The following is a 17223-nucleotide window of genomic DNA, read 5'->3' as shown; positions in this document are numbered from 1 at the left end:
TCAGCCGGCAGCGTCGATCCGGGTCATCTCGGCCTTGAAGGCCGCTGCGATCTGGCCTGCGTCGCGCAGGACCTTCTTGCGCTCCAGGCTCTCTACATTGCGGCCGCGCATGATCCAGCGGCCGCCGACCATCACGTCCTGAACGTCGGCCGGCATGGCGGAGAACACCAGCATGGCATAGATGTCATAGACCGGCTGCATGCGCGGCGCCGATAGGTCGATGCGAATGAGATCCGCCTGCTTGCCGGGCTCCAGCGAGCCGATACGGCTGTCGAGGCCGAGCACCTGCGCGCCTTCCAGGGTCGCCATGCGGATCACCTGGGCGGCCGGCATGGGTTTGCGGCTGTGACCGAGCAACTTCTGGAACATCGAGACCGGACCGAACTGGCTGAACAGGTCGAGGGTGTTGCCACTCATCGGCCCGTCGGTGGCGATGCCGACCTTGATGCCGGCCGCGCGCATGGCCTCTATGGGCGCAATGCCGCGCCCCGCCTTCGCGTTCGAGCGGGCGTTATGAGCCACGCGCACATCTGCTTTGGCCATGCGCTCGATCTCGAAGGGGTCGATGTGCAGGCAGTGGGCCGCGATCAGTCCGGGCACCAGAAGCCCCGCCTTCTCGACAACCGCGACGGGCCGAAGGCCATGGTTCTTGCGGCACCATTCCATTTCGCTGCCCATCTCGGCGAGATGGAGCTGCACCGGGACGCGGGGATGGTCCTCGGCCCAGCGGGCAACGCGTGCCATGACCTCGATATCGGTCGAATAAGGGGCGTGAGGCGCAATCGACGGAACGATCCGATCATGGCCGGAGAACTCGGCGACCAATTCCTCGACGAGTGCGAAACCCTCGTCGACGGTCTTGTGATCCGGAGGATCGAAGGTCGCGAGCGTCTGGCCCACGACCCCGCGCAACCCCGCCTGATCGAGCGCGCGCCCCACTTCGGTCTCATAATAATACATGTCGGCGATGGTGGTGACGCCAGCCTCGATGGACTCGAGCGCGCCGAGAAGCGTGCCGACGCGCACCATCTCGGGCGTCACGAACTTGCGCTCCATGGGCAGCACATAGCGAAAAAGTCGGTCGTCGACATCTTCGCCGAGACCGCGGAATAGGGTCATCGCAAGATGGGCGTGAGGATTGACCATGCCGGGCATGACCACGTCGCCCTCGGCATCGACGATCTCGGCGACTTCGATCTGTGGCGGCTCGCCGGACCCGAGCGCCGTGATCGTGCTGTCCTCGACGTGGACCCACCCCCGCTCAATAACGCTCATGGTGTCGTCGATGGGAAGCAGGCAGGCGTTCCTGATGAGGATCGACGCCATCACTCGTCTCCCTCGGTGCCGAGGATGGTGCATTGCTCCGGAACAGGCACAAGCTTTACTTGGGTGGCTGCTTCTAGCGGCGTCGTCAGGCTGCCGTTGGCGACGAGTTGTCCGGCCGCCGTCTCGCAATGATATTGGTAGGCGCGGCCGAGATAGGTCCGCAGGCCAAGGCGCGCCGGAAGTCCTTCGGCAGCCGCGTCTGTCGACACCAGCAACCCATCCGGTCGCGTGGCGAGCAGGAAGGTGTCGGGGATCGCACCGAACAAATTTTGCGACAGGCGCAACTGCATTCCTGATGTTTGCGCCGTTACGACATCGCCGTCACGTCCGACCACCTGGAACGGAATGATGTTCTCGAAACCGACGAAACGGGCTACGAAAGTGTTGGCTGGGCGGCGGTAGAGCACCTCCGGCCGGTCGAACTGCATGAGTCGCCCGGCATTCATGATCGCAACCCGATCGGAGATCGAGAACGCCTCCTCCTGATCATGCGTGACATAGACCGAGGTGGTGCCGTTGGCTCGCTGCAGCTGCCGGATCTCGACGCGCATGTCGACTCTGAGCTTTGCATCGAGATTGGACAACGGCTCGTCGAACATCAGCAGCGGCGGCTCGATGACGAGCGCCCGAGCCAGGGCCACGCGCTGCTTCTGGCCACCCGAGAGAGCGCCGGGCGCCCGGTCGGCAAGGGCAGAGAGCCCCACACGATCCAGCATCGCCATGGCTCGCTTGCGGCGATCGGCTGGGGCAATGCCCCGCTGCTTGAGGCCGAAGGCGACGTTGTCGAGAACCGACAGGTGCGGGAACAGGGCGTAATTCTGGAAGACGAGCCCGATGTCGCGCTTGTGGGTGGGAAGCCGCGTCAGATCCCGCCCGCCGAGCGAGATCGATCCGCTGGTCGGAGACAGGAAGCCGGCGATCAGGCGCAAGGTCGTAGTTTTGCCGCAGCCGCTGGCGCCGAGAAGAGACACGAGTTCGCCGGCCTGGACCGAGAGCGAGAGGTCTTCGAGAACCTTGGTCGTCCCGTAATGGGCGGAGACCGTGTTGATGTCGAGGGGTTGTGTCACGGAAAGCTACTTCGCAAGAAAGGTAAGACCGAGGGTCCGCTCCACGATGGCCATCACGGCCACGGTGAGGAACATCAGAAGGACGGACACGGAAGCGACAGTCGGGTCGAAGAACTGCTCCACATGGGCCAGGATCTGGATCGGCAGGGTGCTGATGCCCGGCCCCGTCAGGAAGAGCGAGACCGACACGTCGTTGAGCGAGGTGATGAAGGCGAGAATGAAGGCCGCGATCACCCCTGCCCGCACATTCGGCAGAACGATGGTGAAGAAGGTCTTCACCGGCGCGCTGCCCAAACTGATCGCCGCCTCCTCGATCGAGAAGTCGAAGGATGCGAGGCTCGCGCTGATCACCCTCACCACGTAGGGCAGGACGATCAGCGTATGTCCGACGAGAAGCGCCAGGAAGATCGGCGCGCCGGTTCCGACCGTCAGCGACTTCAGCAGAGCGAAGCCGAACACGATCTCAGGCACAAGGATCGGAAGCACGAACAAGGTCCCGAGCCATTTGGGCAGCTCGACCCTGAAGCGGTTGAGCGCATAGGCGGCCGGAATGCCGATCAGGAGCGCGATGAACGTTGCCAGAAAGGCGATCTGCAGGCTCGTGACGATCGTTCGCCGGAAGGCGCTGATTTCGAAGATGTTCTCGAACCAACGAAGGGATAGACCTTGCGGCGGAAAAGTCAGGTAGGTGGTGTCGCTCACGGCCGCGCCGACGACGATGACGAGCGGCACCATCAGGAAAAGATAGACCAATGCCGCGACGAGGATGAGCATGGGATGAGGTCTGTCAGACATCACGTAGCCATGGGGTTGATGCGGCGGGCGATGGTGCTCATCGCAAGCACGATGGAAATTGTGATCACCGTCATGATGGTGGCGATGGTCGAGGCGCCGACCCAGTCGAAGGACACCATGGCGCGCTGCTGCAGGAGCGTGGCGAGGACCGTCTGCCGCTCTCCGCCCAGGAGCTGCGGCGTGGCGTAAGCCGTGAAGCTGCCGGTGAAAACCAGCACGGCGCCGACGATCAGGCCGGGAACGGCCAAGGGGAGGAGCACCTGCCAGAACGTCGCCATGGGCGAGGCACCGAGCGACGAGGAGGCCTGCAGCACATCCTTGGGGATGTTCTCCAGCACGCCGACCAGGGACAACACCATCAGCGGCACGAAAAGATAGACCATGCCGGTGATGACGGCGCCCTGCGTGTAGAGCATCTCGAGCGGTTCGTCGACGATGCCGAACCCGAGCAGGGTTTGGTTCAGGATGCCGTTGCGGCCCAGGATGATGAGCCAGGCAAAGGCCCGGACCACGACGCCGGTCAGGAGCGGGAAGACGGCCGCAACGATGAGCAGGCTCTTCAGCTTCCCCGGCGCGCGAGACACCACGTAGGCGGTCATGAAGCCGAAGATCAGGGAGATGATCGTCGTGAAGGCGGAAATCTGAAGCGTCCGAAACAGGACGGTCGTACGAAAGCCGCTGTTGAAATAGGAGATGTAGGGAGCAAAGACGCCACGCGGATCCATGAAGGTGCCGGCCATCACGGCCCCGATGGGCACGATCAGGAACCCGATTACCGCGAGCGTGGCGGGCGCCGTCAGCGCCCACCCGGTTGCGCCGCTGCGGCGCCAGAATCGTCTTGATGTCATGATGGCAGAGTTACTTCCCGAAGACCTCGCTCCAGGCGTCGAGCCAATCGCTCTTGGCCGCATTGAGTTTCTCGTAGTCGAGGCGCTTGAGCGACGAGATCATCTTCGGGCCATAGGTCCAGCGGGCGGCTTCCTCGGGCTTTAGCTGCACAGAGGTGGCAACCGGAGCATCGACGCCCCGCTCGGCCAGCGTCTGCTGGATTTTCGGATCGAGGATGAAGTTGATGAACTGGTGCGCCAGCTCGGGGTTGGCCGCGCCCTTGGCGATGTTGACCGTGTTGAGGGTGGCGTAGTCGCCCTCCTTAAGCTCGGCCCAGCGTACGGTCGGCACGGCCGCCTGGATCTGAGCCAGGGTGAAGTCCTGCGCCATGGCGACCGAGATCTCGCCTGTCGAGAACAGGTTCACGAGTTCGGACCCAGTGTTATAGTTCTTCACCACGTTGGGCTTGAGCTGCTCGAGGGCCTTGAAGGCCGCGCTCTCGTCCTTGTAGGGATCGACCCCGGCCTTGCTGGCGGCAACCAGGACCGTCATCGGCCCGGCCGTGGTGGTGATGCCCGGCAGGGAGACGCGGCGCTTGAGATCGTCGCGCCACAGGTCGTTCCAGGAGGTGATCGGAGCCGACACCTTGGCGCTGTCATAGATGATGCCGACACGGCCGATGGTATAGGCCGGGCCGAACTTGCCCTGAGGCTCCTTGGCGAGATCGTAGATGCCGTTGATGTTCGGGATCTTCGAGCGGTCGACCGGCTGGAACAGGCCTTCCTGGATGCCGATCTGGGAATAGCTGTCGGTGAGATACACCACATCCACGCCGCCGCCGCCGCGGATCTTGATCTTGTTCAGGCGGTCGGCGTTGTTGCCCGTCTCGAAAACCAGATCGCAGCCGCACTGGGCGCGGAAGGGCTTGAGAATGATCTCTTCCAGCTTGTCGCCGTTGAAACCCCACCAGGAGATCGTCAGCGTCTTGTCCTGCGCCATCGCCGGAGCGGTTGCCAGCGCCATCAGAACAAGAGCCATGCCCGTGACCGGTTTCTGCCAACGCCCTATCATCTCAGGATCTCCCGGGTTCTCATGTTTCACAGCCAAGATTCGGGGGCCGATACCCTTCACGAGGGCGAAATCTGCCCTCCAGGGACCACGCATTAACACAACCATAGCCTCGGGGAAGCCCTACCCGGCGAGGTCTCTGCCTACCTTACAGGCAATCTGCGCAAAAAACCCGCAAAACCGGGACAGGTTATTCAGGAGCCCAGCCACCCGTCGAAGTGCGCTTGAGGCGCGGGGTTCGCAGCACTCCCAGGACTCGATCCAACGCATGAGGATACACGTTTGAAACCGGCTCCTGCCAGGCATCCGTCTGCAGCATCGCCGCCCCGATGGCGACGGGCCGGGTCCCGCAGGCCTCCAGCAGCTTCAGGGCCGCCACGATGGAGCGCCCGCTGCTGATCACGTCGTCGACGAGCAGAACGCGACGGTTCTCGATCAGCGGTAGCATGCGCGGATCGACATAGAGGCGCTTCACTTGCTCCGGGCTGGTGATGGAGCTCATCGGAACGGAGAGGTCCTCGCGGTACCAGAACTTGCGCGAGGTCCCAAGCGGCACGTAGCGGCTGTGCCCCAGCTTCTTGGCCGTGCCGCTGGCCAGGGTAAGCCCCAAGGTCGGCAACCCAACGACCACCTCCGGCTCGAAGGGCCGAACCTTCTCGGCAAGGCTGGCGCACAGGGCATCTTCAACGGCAAACCCGGCCTGGTTGATAATCAGGGATGCGAGAGCGTGCTCCCCATCCGGCAGTTCCCGGATCGGCAGGCGGAGCTGACGGCCATCCTCGAACTCGGCTGGGAAGAACCCGCGATGCCCCTCCGCCGGCAGCCGCTCGAAGCTCCGAGGCGGATGGATTTCCTGCCAAAAATCGTGAGGCTGCATCTATGGTCTCTGCCCTTGAGTTACACAGGATGATTGTGGCCTGTCCCTTGCCGGGTTATCGAACGATTCCGGCCGCAAATCCAGGACGACATCCCGATGCCCCAAAAGGACCTCATCCAGGCGGACCTCCCGTTCCTGCGCAACCTCCGCCATGACCTCCATGCCCATCCGGAGCTGGGGTTCGAGGAGGAGCGGACGAGCGGGATCGTGGCCACCCTGCTGGAAGAGGTGCGCCTTCGCGTGCATCGCGGTTTGGGAAAGACAGGCGTGGTCGGCACCCTGCAGGTCGGCGACGGCACACGCACTATCGGCCTGCGCGCCGACATGGACGCCCTGGCCATGCCCGAGCAGGCGGAGCGGCCCTATAAGTCGAAATTCCACGGAAAGATGCATGCCTGCGGCCATGACGGCCATACGACCCTGCTGCTCGGAGCCGCTCGCCATCTGGCGAAAACCCGCAACTTCTCAGGCACGGTGTATTTCATCTTCCAGCCGGCGGAGGAAGGCCGGGGCGGCGCGAAGAAGATGGTCGAAGATGGGCTTTTCGAACTCTTTCCCTGCGATGCGGTCTATGGCCTGCACAACATGCCGGGTCTGAGCACCGACGAAATGGCCGTCACCCCAGGTCCGCAGCTTGCCTCGTCGGATACATGGCTCGTGACCTTCAAGGGTGTGGGCACTCACGGGGCCAAGCCGCATCTCGGCAAGGATCCGATCACGGCGAGCGGCCACTTCCTCTCCGCTCTGCAAACCATCGTCGGCCGCGTGGTCAATCCGCTGCAGCCCGCCGTGGTGAGCGCCTGTTCGATTCAGGCCGGAGATCCACGGGCGCTCAACGTCATCCCGGATGTGGTGGAGATCGGCGGCACCGCGCGAGCCTACTCGGCCGAGGTGCGCGATCAGCTTGAGGCGGAAATCGAGCGGCTGGCGCGTGGCGTCGCCGCCATGTTCGGTATCGAGGTGCGGTACGAGTTCCGCCGCCGCATTCCGCCAGTCGTCAACCATGCGGACGCAACGGCCCGTGCGCTCAAGGCGGCGCGGGCTGTGTGCGGCTCCAAAGTCGTGACGGATTTCGAGCCGTCGACGGCAGGGGACGATTTCGCTTTCTTCGGCGAGGCCGCGCCGGGCGCCTATGTGTGGCTCGGCAACGGGCCTGCCGTCGACGGAGCGCTGCACCACAACACCGCGTATGACTTCAACGACGATGCCATTCCCACCGGCGTCGCCTTCTGGGTCGCGCTCGTGGAGCAGGAACTCGCGCCGTGAGGATCAGCGCCCTCTGACGCGATAGGGTTCTGCTTCGCCCGCTGCAGCCTCAGCCCGGTCGCGACGCCTGTTCTTCTGGCGTTGCGGTTTCGTGTTCCTGCTGCCTCGAGACTTCTCGTCCGGTCTGCGGCGGTGGGAAACGGAGGTAGCAACCAGCTTTTCCTCGATCTTCGCATTGAGGCTCGCGCGCAGATCAACGACCGCCTCCACGTCCTCGAAGACTTCCGAATAGCGTTGAGCCAGCCAGAGCCAGGTCGTGGCGATCTTTACCCGGGCTTCCAGCTTCAGAAGATCGGTGTTCACGCCGAACTCAGGCGCATGGACTCGGCCATGCAGAGCGTGCTGCCGTGCCCAGTCGAGGAGGAGTTCGACGGCCAGCTGCTCACGTCCGTCGACCGGCGCCATGGAGTAGGACAGACGGTCGAGGATCGGCATGTCCACGGTGTCGAGAAGCGTCGCCAGTTCGATCATCTCGTCCATGTCGGCCATGCGCAGGTCCGGATGACCGGCGACGAGCGTGTCGTACAGATGGCGGAGGACACGGCCGAGCCGATCGGTCTGCAAGACCTCGCTTGCCGACAGCACCGTCTCCTGGTTCGGACGCACGAAGGCCTTGCCACGCAGTTTGGCGGCGTCGCCATTCAGTGCGTTGCGGATGACGGTCTCGACCTGGGCATAGGCACCCGACTCGGACAGCGCCGTCACGAGGCCTTCGTCATGGTGGCCGAAGCGCCCTGCCCGACCGGCGATCTGCTTGATCTCCATGGCGCTGAGCTGTCGCTCGCGCACGCCGTCGAACTTGCGCAGGGTCGAGAACACGACCCTCCTGAGCGGCCCGATATTCAAGCCCATCCCGATTGCGTCCGTCGCGACGAGAATGTCCGCCTCGCCGTTGCGGAAGCGCGCGGCCTCGGCCCGGCGGACTTCCGGTCCAAGAGCACCATAGACGGTTGCCACCGTGCGCCCGGCCGCGACCAGACGCGTGCGCAGGTCGTGCACGTCGCGGCGAGTGAAGGCCACGACGGCATCGCCTCGCATCAGCTTGTTGAGATTGGCCGGCACGCCCTCCACGCGCAGCTTGCCCTTGCGCTTCAGAATCTTCACCTCCAGCGGCTCGCCGGTCATGGCGAGCAGATGCTCAACGAGGGGAATGGCCTCCGGCGCCCCGGTCAGCACCACGAGTTTCGCAGGAGCTCCGACCATCGCTTGCGTCCAGGCCCAGCCGCGGCTCGGGTCGCCGAGCATCTGGACCTCGTCGATTACGCAAACGTCGACGACGCGGTGCAGGTCCAGGGTTTCGATCGTACGGGCGATATGGGTCGCGCCGTCCGACAGCACGCGCTCCTCGCCCGTCACCATGCCGGCCGCGAGGCCATCCTCGCTCATGCGCTCGAAGTGTTCCAGCGCGAGAAGCCGCAGGGGCGAGAGGATCTCGGCCGTCTCGGCCTCACGCGCGAGCTTCAGAGCCTCGTAGGTCTTGCCGGAATTGGTCGGCCCGGCAAGAAACAGGAAGCGACGATTTAGGGAGCGTGCGACAGGAAAGATCGCCGCATAGCTTTCGTACCCGGAGGCCTCGCGGATCTGCGCCTCGCGCAGATGCCGCAGCCGCCGGGCGGCAGCCTTTGAGCGATAATCGTCGAGTTTCTGCCGGAGCTTGCGTCCGGCACCCGCTGGCCCGCCCTTGTCGGAGGCATGGATTCTGTCGAGCTTTTCGAGAGCCAATTGGATCCCGCCGAGGATGGCCTGGCGCTCATCCGCATCCTCGTAGGCATCGAGATAGGTCTCGAGCTCGTCGCGCCAGCTCGCCAGCTCCTGCTCGCAGGCCGCAACGGTTGCATCGCGCAGCTCGACGAGGCTCGCCTCAAGCACTTCGGAGGCAGCCGCAAGCTCGGCGCGCTCCACGCGCGCCGGTGCAAGCGCGACCGCGGCAACCTCCAGCGGTTCGCCAAAGGCGTATTCGATGGCGATATCGACGGGAGCGCTGTCCGGCAGGATCTGCATCGGCCTGCTGAACACGGCCCGATAGCCCGCAAAGACCCGCTCCGGCTTCCAACGGCCTCTTTCGATCCTGCGGATATCTTCGGCGATATAGATCCCGGTGTTCTTCCGAACGGTCGCGAGGATGCTCTGCCGACGCCGATGGGCAGCATCGTCCATCGGCTGGAAGGTGTCCTCATCACGGGCGGTTCCTTGCATTGGTCCCTTGCGCTCAGGCGCCTCGCCCCCTTGCGCGCGCCAGACAGGAACCTCGGCCGCCAGGGCCGCGACGACCTCCGGGTCGAACATCGGCGCCTCGAAGCTTCGTCCGCGCTTCTGAAAGGTTCGGCGCTCGGCCACTGGGATCAGCCCAGCCTCGATCCAGCGCTCGCATTCGGCCATGCTGGCGAGCAGGATTCCGGGCAGGTGATTGAGGCTGACGAGTTGTTTCGACTTCTTGGACATTCAGACTTTCACGTGCCGGAGCAGCCTCTTGCCACCCAGGCTCTGTTCATGAGCACCTGCTCGGAGTTCCGACTTCATGCCGAGATTAACACCGGAGAGGCGCAGATGTTTTGCAGGGGAAATGCTCAGCGCGGCCAGGATCAGCCCAAAATCTTGGGAAGCATGACTTAAGTCCTTGAACGCTCGAATCTTTCTCCCCCTATGTGATGCTGGCAGTGTGCAATATCAAGGGATGCGCCGGCTAGCATCGACGCCCCACCGCGCTGTTTTTCCCCAGGCGAGTTTCAGACCCCGCCTTCTCCGGTGAGCGTCTTCCTGAGGAAGGACAACCCAAGGGCGGTCAAAAACGCTGCCTGCTTTTTGTTGGCCGCGCCATGGCCGCCGTCATCGGGCTCGTAGAAAAGTACCGGCTGCTTCATGGCTTCGAGCTTGGCGGCCATCTTGCGGGCGTGGCCCGGATGAACCCGGTCATCGCGCCGCGATGTGACCAGCAGCACCGGCGGGTAGTCCCGGCCCTCCTGTAGGTTCTGATAGGCTGAGAAGCCCGCCATATAGGCCCAGTCCTCGGGCTTGTCGGGGTCTCCGTATTCGGCCACCCAGCTCGGGCCCGCCAGAAGGCGCGTATAGCGCTGCATGTCGAGGAGCGGCACGGTGCACCAGATCGCCCCGAAAAGCTCGGGGTAGCGGGTCAGCATGTTGCCGACGAGCAGGCCCCCATTCGAACCGCCATAGGCCGCAAGCTGCTTTTCCGTGGTGACGCCGCGCCTGGCGAGATCCTGGGCGATGGCGGCAAAATCGTCGTGGGACAGGCGCTTGCCTTCGCGCATGCCGGCCTTGTGCCAAGCGGCTCCGAACTCGCCGCCGCCGCGGATGTTGGCGACCACCCAGACATGGCCGCGCTCCAGCCAGGTCTTGCCGATCCCACCGAGATAGCCCGGCGTCATGGAGACCGAGAATCCACCATAGCCGTAGAGCACGGCAGGACGGGGATCTTGCTGCTCCCTCGGCCCGATCTGGTAGTAGGGAATGCGCTCGCCATCGACGGAGACGGCCTCGTGCCGGGTCACCTCCAGGCCCGAAGCGTCGAATGCGGGCGGGGATTCCTTGAGCACCTCGATCCGCAGGTCCTCGGTCACGAGGGCCAGCTTCGTCGGTTCGATGAAACTGGAGATCGACAGGAGAAACTCGTCTGTGCGCTCGAATATGCTTGCATCGAGCGACATGGCGTGGACGGCCGCGTTCTCCGGAAGTCCTTCCAATCTCTCCAGCCGCCATGGCGTTCCGGGTGTCGCGAGCCAGATCTGGCTCGCCAGATTGTCGAGCACCGTGAGCACGAGGCGAGATTTCGTCGCCCAGAACCCGGCGAGCACCCGGCGCGGTCCGGGCTCGAACAGCACTTCGAAAGTCCGGTCACCGGCCATAAAGCGGGAGAAGCTGATCGCGAGGAGAGAATCGGCCGCATAGGTCTGTTCCGGCAGTTCCCAGTCGCTCTTGAGCTTCACCGCCATCCAGTCCTGCTCGATGCCGAAACGGGCATCGAGAGGCAAGTCGATGCGCAGGGGATCGCCTTGCTCCTGCGCGAGATAGCTGATCCCCTCCTCGAAAGTGATCTGCCGCCGGTAGAAGATCCGCTCGTAGCCTGGTTCGAGGTCGACCGATGCCGAGATGTAGATGTCGTTGTACTCGCCCTGAAAGAGCACGGGAGACTCGTGAAAGTCCGAGCCTCGTTGCCAAAGCCGGACTGTTCTCGGATATCCAGACGCGGTCGCGGCATTCCCGCCGAGCGTCGTGGAAACCAGCAATTGGTCCTTGTCGAGCCACGCCGCACCGCCCTTGGCCTCGGGAAGGGCGAAGCCGTTCTCGACGAAACGCTTCTCGACGAGGTCGAACTCCCGGATCTCGACCGCATCAGCTCCGCCGCGGGACAGGCTGACCAGTCCGTAGCGCTGCTCCGGCTGGAGCGTGCCGCAGCCCTTCCAGACCCAGTCCTCGCCTTCCTCCCGCGCCAGCGCGTCTATGTCGAGTATCGTCTCCCAGGAGGGTTGCGGTGTCCGGTAGCTCTCGATCGACGTACGCCGCCACAGGCCGCGCACATGGTTTACATCCTGCCAGAAATTGTAGAGGAGACCGCGCCTTCGGGTGATGAAGGGAATGTTGTCAGGACGTGTGGAGATTTCGTAGAGCGCCTGCTGATCGGTTTCGAAAGCAGGATCGCACAGGGCGGCCGCGGTGATCTCGTTGTGGGCGCGTACCCAGGCGAGCGCCTCCTGTCCCTCCACATCCTCCAGCCAGAGATAGGGATCGGGTTGCTCCTGCTTCCGTTCGGCCATGATCGTGGTTTCCGTCTTCAGGTTGATGATGTGGGGCGGGCGAGAATCGGTCTGAAGGATTATTGGTCAGCGCGAGCCTTGGGCAACACTTTGCCCAGAACCGAACGGATCACCATCCGTTGACGATCATCGCACTTGAAGGGGCCGATATGGATCCATTTGTATCCGCACTCGAAGACCTTGCCGATGCCCTTATGGCCGGAGAAGATCCGGAGCAGGTCCTTCCTGAAATTGCCGGAGAGCACGACCTCCCGGTGCAAGCCCTGCGCAACAGGGCCGTGCGGGCGCTGGGCCCGCTTGAAACCTATCGTCAACGTCAGGCCGAGTTGAAGAAGGAGCGGGAGCAGACCGCGAGGCGCCGCGACCCGGTCTTTGCGGGCGCCTCCTTCCTGGCCGCGGTCGCGAGCCTCAACCCGAAGCTCTCTGCCGAGGACCGGCAAGCCGAGATCGGGCGTCTCGCCGAGGAATACGATGTCGACCCTGCCGTCCATAAGGAGGCTATCGAGCGGCTGCGCAGGCGCTGACGAACCATCGCCTCGCCATCGATCGGGATCTAGACCTCCTTCGCAGGCGCGGATTCGGGGATCACCGGTGCGGAGGCTGGATCTGCCGACTTCTGCTCCCGCGTCACCAGACGGAAGAACAGCGGCACGAAGAGAATGGCCAGGAAGGTCGCGGCAAGCATCCCGCCGATGACGCCCGTGCCGACCGAGTGACGGCTCGCCGAGCCTGCGCCTGTCGATATCGCGAGCGGCACGACGCCCAGGATGAAGGCGAGCGACGTCATCACGATGGGCCGGAATCGAAGGCGGGCTGCATCGAGCGCCGCGTCGTAGACGGTCTCCCCTGCCCTGTACCGATCGGCCGCGAATTCGACGATCAGGATCGCATTCTTGGCCGCCAAGCCGATGAGGGTGACGAGCCCGACCTGGAAATAGATGTCGTTCTCGATCCCACGAAGCCAGATGGCGAGGATGGCGCCGAAGACGGCGAAGGGCACCGCCGTGATGACGGCGAACGGAAGAGACCAGCGCTCGTATTGCGCGGCGAGGATGAGGAAGACCATGACGAGACCCAAGAGGAACCCCTGCGATCCGGTGCCGGCCGATTGCAGTTCCTGATAGGCGGATCCCGTCCAGCCGATCGAGTAGTCGGACGACAGGGTTTGAGCGACGACCTGGTTCATGGCGGCGATGGCCTGCCCGGATGAATATCCAGGCGCCGGGTTGCCCTGGATCTTCGCAGCAGGGAAGACATTGAACCGGTCCACCACGTCGGGTCCGACGATGCGGGCCGTGGTGAGAAGCACGTTCAGGGGGACCATGGTGCCGTTATCGGAGCGGACGAACACATGCCGCAGGTCGTTGGGAGACTGCCGGAACTCGGCCTCCGACGAGAGGCTGACCCGGTAGGTGCGCCCAAACAGGCTGAAATCATTGACGTAGAGACTCCCGAACGTGCTCTGCATCGTGTCGAAAATGGCCGAGATGGGTACCCCGAGCGCCTTCGCCTTATCGCGATCGACATCAATGCGGTATTGCGGCACGCCGGTGTTGAAGGTGGTGGATACCCCGATCACCTCCGGCCGCTGGCGGGCCGCCTGAATGACCCTCTGCGCCGCCTCGGCGAGATTGTCGAGGCTGCCCCCGGACCGATCCTGCAGATAGAATTCGAAGCCGCCGGTCGTGCTCAGTCCCTGGATCGGCGGCGGATTGAAACCAATGGCCACACCATCGCGAAAGTTGGCATTGAGCGCCGCGAAGGCCGGGGCAAGGTTGCGCGCATCGAGTCGTGGATCGGTGCGTTCCGACCAGTCCTTGAGGGACACGAAGGAGACGCCGGCATTCGTCTTCTGGGCGCCGGACAGGAGATCGAAGCCCGCCAACGTCACCACATCGGCGACCGCCGGATTCTGCATGACGCCTTCCGTCACCTTGGTCGTGACCGCGAGGGTGCGGTCAAGAGAGGCGGCCGGCGGCAGCGCGGTCACGACGAAAACCGACCCCAGATCCTCCGCCGGCACGAGACCGCCCGGAACCCGCTCGAACAGCCACCAGGTGGCACCGAGCATGACGCCGATGAACAGCAGAGCGGCCAATGCGTGCCGCAGGAAGAAGGCCGTACCGGCCGTGAACGTCCGGGTCACCCAATCGAAGCCGCGGTTGAAGACACGGAACGGCAGCCACGGCTCCTGGTGCCCCTCCTTGAGGAGGAGCGCGCACAGGGCGGGCGTGAGCGTCAGCGCGACAATACCGGAGATCACCACCGACACCGCGATCGTGACGGCAAACTGTCGGTAGAGCTCGCCGGCGAGGCCGCCGAGAAAGGATACGGGAATGAACACGGCGCAGAGCACGAGCACCACGGCGATCACCGGCCCGCTCACCTCCTGCATGGCCTGGATGGCCGCGTCGCGCGCAGGCTTGCGCTCCGTCGTCATGATGCGTTCGACGTTCTCCAGCACGATGATCGCGTCGTCCACCACGATGCCGATGGCAAGGATCATGCCGAACAGGGTGAGAAGGTTGATCGAGAAGCCGAGCAGATACATGCCCCCGAACGTGCCGATGATGGACACCGGAACGGCGAGGAGCGGGATCAGGGTCGCGCGCCAGTTCTGCAGGAAGAGGAAAACCACGAGCACGACCAGCACGATCGCCTCGACGAAGGTTCGCACCACCTCCTCGATGGAGACCTCGATGAACGTGGTCGTGTCGAAGGGCACGTCGTAACGCAGCCCGTCCGGGAATCGCTGCGCCAGCCGGTCCATGGTGGCGGCAACGGCATTCGAGACCTCCAAAGCATTGGCATCGGGCTGGAGATAGATGCCGATGGGCACCGTGGGAGCGCCATTGAGGGTGGCGACCGTCGAATAGTTCTGCGACCCGAGCTCGACCCGCGCCACATCCCTCAGGCGAAGGGCCCCGCCGTTTTCGTCCGAACGCAGGATGATCTGCTCGAACTCGCGGGGATCGGCGAAGCGTCCCTGTGTCGTGACGGAATAGGTGAAAGCCTGCTGCCCAGGACTTGGCTCCTCGGCAAAGCGTCCCGCGGCGAACTGGGCGTTCTGATCTCGGATGGCGGCGGCGATGTCGCCTGGCGTCAGGTTGTACTGAGCCACCTTGTCGGGCTTGAGCCAGATCCGCATGGAGTAATCGGAGGCCCCGAAGAGCGACGCATCTCCGACGCCCGGCGTGCGCCGCAGCTCGTCGATGATGTTCACCAGCGCATAGTTGGAAATGTAGATCGTGTCGTAACGCCGGTCCGGCGACGACAAAGCTACGATCTGCAGGATCGAGGAAGACCGCTTGTTCACCGTCACGCCCTGGCGCCGCACTTCCTCGGGCAGAACGGCGGTTGCACGCTGGACCCGGTTGTTCACGTTGATCGTCGCCTGATCGGCGTCCGTGCCGGTGCGGAAGAAGACCGACAGGCTCATCGTCCCGGAACCGGTCGACGTCGATTGCATGTAGATCATGTCCTCGACGCCGTTGACCTGCTGCTCCAGGGGAGCCGCAACGGTTTCTGCGATGGTCTGAGCGCTGGCGCCCGGATAGGTCGCGGAGACCACGACCTGCGGCGGAACGATCTCGGGATATTGCGCGACCGGCAGGATTCTCATCGCCAGCAGGCCAACGAGCACGATGACGATCGACAGGACCGAGGCAAAGATCGGCCTGTCGATGAAGAACTTGGAGATCATGGCCGCGCTCCGGGGTGCTGTTCACCGGGGGAGCCGGTCGTCTGCGCATTCTGAGGGTCGATCGGTACCGGCCTGACGGGCTGGCCGGGACGGACCCGGATGACGCCATCGACGACGATCCGCTCGCCCCCTTTCAAGCCGCCCTGGACGACCCATCCTTCTGCAACTTCGGGCCCCAATCGGATCGGCACAGCCTGTGCGACGTCGTTCTCTCCGACGACATAGACCGAGGGACCCTGAGGGCCTTGGCTCACAGCCTGACGAGGCACGACGATCGCATCGGGAAGCGTGATGCCGGTCAAGCGCACGCGAACGAACTGGCCGGGCAGCAACGCGCCGTCGGGATTCGGGAAGATCGCCCGCGCTTGGATCGTACCGGTTTGCGGATCGACCCGCTGAGCGGCCGTATCGATCCTGCCCGGTTGAGGATAGCCGGCTCCCTGCCCGAATTGCAGTTCGACGTTCAGATCCCTCTCCGAGATGGGCTTCTCCCGTCGCTCGTTGAGAGCACGGAAGGCCCGGTTCTCCTCGTCCGTGTAGGAGAAATTCACATAGGCCGGATCGAGTTGGGAAATGGTGGTGAGCAGCGTCTGCTGCGCTTGGATCAGGGCACCGACCGGCGGTGACTCCAACGCGGTGATTCCGGTGGCCGGCGCCGTCACGGTCGTGTAGCTCAGGTTCAGCCTGGCATTCTGAACCTCGGCCTCTGCGAGCTGGACGCCGGCCCTGGCCTGATCTCGCTGAGATCGGGCCTCCTCGAGCTGCACATCAGAGGAGACGCCGCGCCGGGCGAGCGGCTCGACCCGGTTGAAGTTCTCCTCCGCTTGACGGAATGCTGCCTCGGCCTGCTGCAGTTGCGCCTCCGCGCGGCTCAGAGCCACCTCGTAGGTCGCTGGGTCGATGCGGAAGAGCACCTGGCCCAGCGTGACCCGCGCTCCCTCGTCGAACTCGCGCTTGAGCAGGAGGCCGCCGACCCGTGGGCGCACCTCGACATCCCGAAACCCCGCAACGCGGCCGGCATATTCCACCGGATAAGGCACCTCGGCCGGCTGGGCGACGACAATGCCGACCTGAGGCGGAGGCTGCGCAGGAGCACCCGAAGCCTGGGTCTGGACAGGCGCATCGGGCGAGCGGTTCATATAGACGTAAACACCTGCGGCCAGGGCCAGGCCAACCAGGACGATAAGAAGGATGCGCCTGACCAATGTGCCCTCCGGACTTCGTGAGGAGCTGCCCTCGTGGAGGACCGACTTCGACCTCGTCGTCAAGGGTGAGCGGCAGACGGCAGGTCTCCAGCTCCTCTGCATGAACATCCTGGTCCTGCTGGAGTTCCGCGGCGGATCACGGCTCGAAAGCGACTGAGTTACCGCACCTGCGGCACTTTAACCTTTGTTAACAAAATCTTTCCTTATGTCGGGTTCCTGACAGACGAACAGCCGCGCTCGGGTATGATCCGCTCCAAACACAAAACGAAGAATTTGCAGGGGGCACAATCATGGCCATCCGTACGCTGCCCACTTC

The 17223-nt window shown here is 64.0% G+C and carries 13 protein-coding genes; 3 read left to right on the top strand and 10 right to left on the bottom strand.

Annotation, left to right across the window (positions count from 1 at the left end):
• The 6 genes from VB672_RS12625 to VB672_RS12600 all read right to left on the bottom strand — a co-directional run bounded on the left by VB672_RS12625 (nt 1) and on the right by VB672_RS12600 (nt 5961).
• Nucleotides 1–1326, bottom strand: coding sequence for an amidohydrolase family protein (locus VB672_RS12625; RefSeq protein WP_329784535.1), 1326 nt, complete (start codon nt 1324–1326; stop codon nt 1–3).
• Nucleotides 1326–2393, bottom strand: coding sequence for an ABC transporter ATP-binding protein (locus tag VB672_RS12620; protein WP_329784534.1), 1068 nt, complete (start codon nt 2391–2393; stop codon nt 1326–1328). The genes VB672_RS12625 and VB672_RS12620 overlap by 1 nt, the downstream gene beginning before the upstream one ends.
• 6 nt (nt 2394–2399) lie before the next feature.
• On the bottom strand, nt 2400–3191 hold the full coding sequence (locus VB672_RS12615) for an ABC transporter permease (RefSeq protein WP_329784533.1): 792 nt from the start codon (nt 3189–3191) through the stop codon (nt 2400–2402).
• Nucleotides 3188–4036, bottom strand: a complete 849-nt coding sequence (locus tag VB672_RS12610; RefSeq protein WP_329784532.1) for an ABC transporter permease — start codon at nt 4034–4036, stop codon at nt 3188–3190. The genes VB672_RS12615 and VB672_RS12610 overlap by 4 nt, the downstream gene beginning before the upstream one ends.
• Before the next feature lie 10 nt (nt 4037–4046).
• A complete protein-coding gene (locus tag VB672_RS12605; protein ID WP_442932018.1) occupies nt 4047–5087 on the bottom strand; it encodes an ABC transporter substrate-binding protein in 1041 nt (346 codons plus the stop codon).
• Nucleotides 5088–5274: 187 nt separating this feature from the next.
• A complete protein-coding gene (locus tag VB672_RS12600; RefSeq protein WP_329784530.1) occupies nt 5275–5961 on the bottom strand; it encodes a phosphoribosyltransferase in 687 nt (228 codons plus the stop codon).
• Nucleotides 5962–6057: 96 nt separating this feature from the next.
• On the opposite strand from VB672_RS12600, the gene VB672_RS12595 reads away from it, so the two are divergent.
• Nucleotides 6058–7227, top strand: coding sequence for a M20 aminoacylase family protein (locus tag VB672_RS12595; RefSeq protein WP_329784529.1), 1170 nt, complete (start codon nt 6058–6060; stop codon nt 7225–7227).
• Between the two features lie 3 nt (nt 7228–7230).
• Here VB672_RS12595 and VB672_RS12590 read toward each other — a convergent pair whose 3' ends face one another.
• Both VB672_RS12590 and VB672_RS12585 read right to left on the bottom strand, forming a co-directional pair.
• A complete protein-coding gene (locus VB672_RS12590; protein WP_329784528.1) occupies nt 7231–9669 on the bottom strand; it encodes a helicase-related protein in 2439 nt (812 codons plus the stop codon).
• 284 nt (nt 9670–9953) lie between these two features.
• A complete protein-coding gene (locus VB672_RS12585; protein WP_442932024.1) occupies nt 9954–12020 on the bottom strand; it encodes a prolyl oligopeptidase family serine peptidase in 2067 nt (688 codons plus the stop codon).
• Nucleotides 12021–12148: 128 nt separating this feature from the next.
• Between VB672_RS12585 and VB672_RS12580 the strand changes: the two genes are divergently transcribed.
• Nucleotides 12149–12523: a hypothetical protein gene (locus VB672_RS12580; RefSeq protein ID WP_329784527.1), complete on the top strand. Its 375-nt coding sequence runs from the start codon at nt 12149–12151 to the stop codon at nt 12521–12523.
• A 29-nt stretch (nt 12524–12552) separates the two neighbouring features.
• Here the strand turns inward: VB672_RS12580 and VB672_RS12575 are convergent, their stop codons facing one another.
• Both VB672_RS12575 and VB672_RS12570 read right to left on the bottom strand, forming a co-directional pair.
• A complete protein-coding gene (locus VB672_RS12575; protein WP_329784636.1) occupies nt 12553–15699 on the bottom strand; it encodes an efflux RND transporter permease subunit in 3147 nt (1048 codons plus the stop codon).
• Nucleotides 15699–16907 (bottom strand): efflux RND transporter periplasmic adaptor subunit, encoded by a 1209-nt coding sequence (locus tag VB672_RS12570; protein ID WP_329784526.1) that lies wholly within the window; start codon nt 16905–16907, stop codon nt 15699–15701. The genes VB672_RS12575 and VB672_RS12570 overlap by 1 nt, the downstream gene beginning before the upstream one ends.
• On the opposite strand from VB672_RS12570, the gene VB672_RS12565 reads away from it, so the two are divergent.
• Nucleotides 16894–17064 carry a hypothetical protein gene (locus VB672_RS12565; RefSeq protein ID WP_329784525.1) on the top strand — a complete coding sequence of 57 codons (171 nt, stop codon included), beginning with the start codon at nt 16894–16896 and terminating at the stop codon, nt 17062–17064. The genes VB672_RS12570 and VB672_RS12565 overlap by 14 nt on opposite strands.
• The last annotated feature ends 159 nt before the right edge of the window (nt 17065–17223 follow it).

This window comes from Microvirga sp. CF3016 (assembly GCF_036314085.1).
Lineage (GTDB): Bacteria > Pseudomonadota > Alphaproteobacteria > Rhizobiales > Beijerinckiaceae > Microvirga.
Note: the sequence above shows the minus strand (reverse complement) of the source record. Positions and strands in the feature narration are given on the sequence as shown.

What these genes read in the sequence shown, in the direction of transcription:
- VB672_RS12595 (WP_329784529.1), top strand. Translation starts at nt 6,058, where the DNA reads ATGCCCCAAAAGGACCTCATCCAGGCGGACCTCCCGTTCCTGCGCAAC.
- VB672_RS12565 (WP_329784525.1), top strand. Translation starts at nt 16,894, where the DNA reads ATGCGCCTGACCAATGTGCCCTCCGGACTTCGTGAGGAGCTGCCCTCG.
- VB672_RS12625 (WP_329784535.1), bottom strand. Translation starts at nt 1,326, where the DNA reads ATGGCGTCGATCCTCATCAGGAACGCCTGCCTGCTTCCCATCGACGAC.
- VB672_RS12590 (WP_329784528.1), bottom strand. Translation starts at nt 9,669, where the DNA reads ATGTCCAAGAAGTCGAAACAACTCGTCAGCCTCAATCACCTGCCCGGA.
- VB672_RS12600 (WP_329784530.1), bottom strand. Translation starts at nt 5,961, where the DNA reads ATGCAGCCTCACGATTTTTGGCAGGAAATCCATCCGCCTCGGAGCTTC.
- VB672_RS12580 (WP_329784527.1), top strand. Translation starts at nt 12,149, where the DNA reads ATGGATCCATTTGTATCCGCACTCGAAGACCTTGCCGATGCCCTTATG.
- VB672_RS12610 (WP_329784532.1), bottom strand. Translation starts at nt 4,036, where the DNA reads ATGACATCAAGACGATTCTGGCGCCGCAGCGGCGCAACCGGGTGGGCG.
- VB672_RS12605 (WP_442932018.1), bottom strand. Translation starts at nt 5,087, where the DNA reads ATGATAGGGCGTTGGCAGAAACCGGTCACGGGCATGGCTCTTGTTCTG.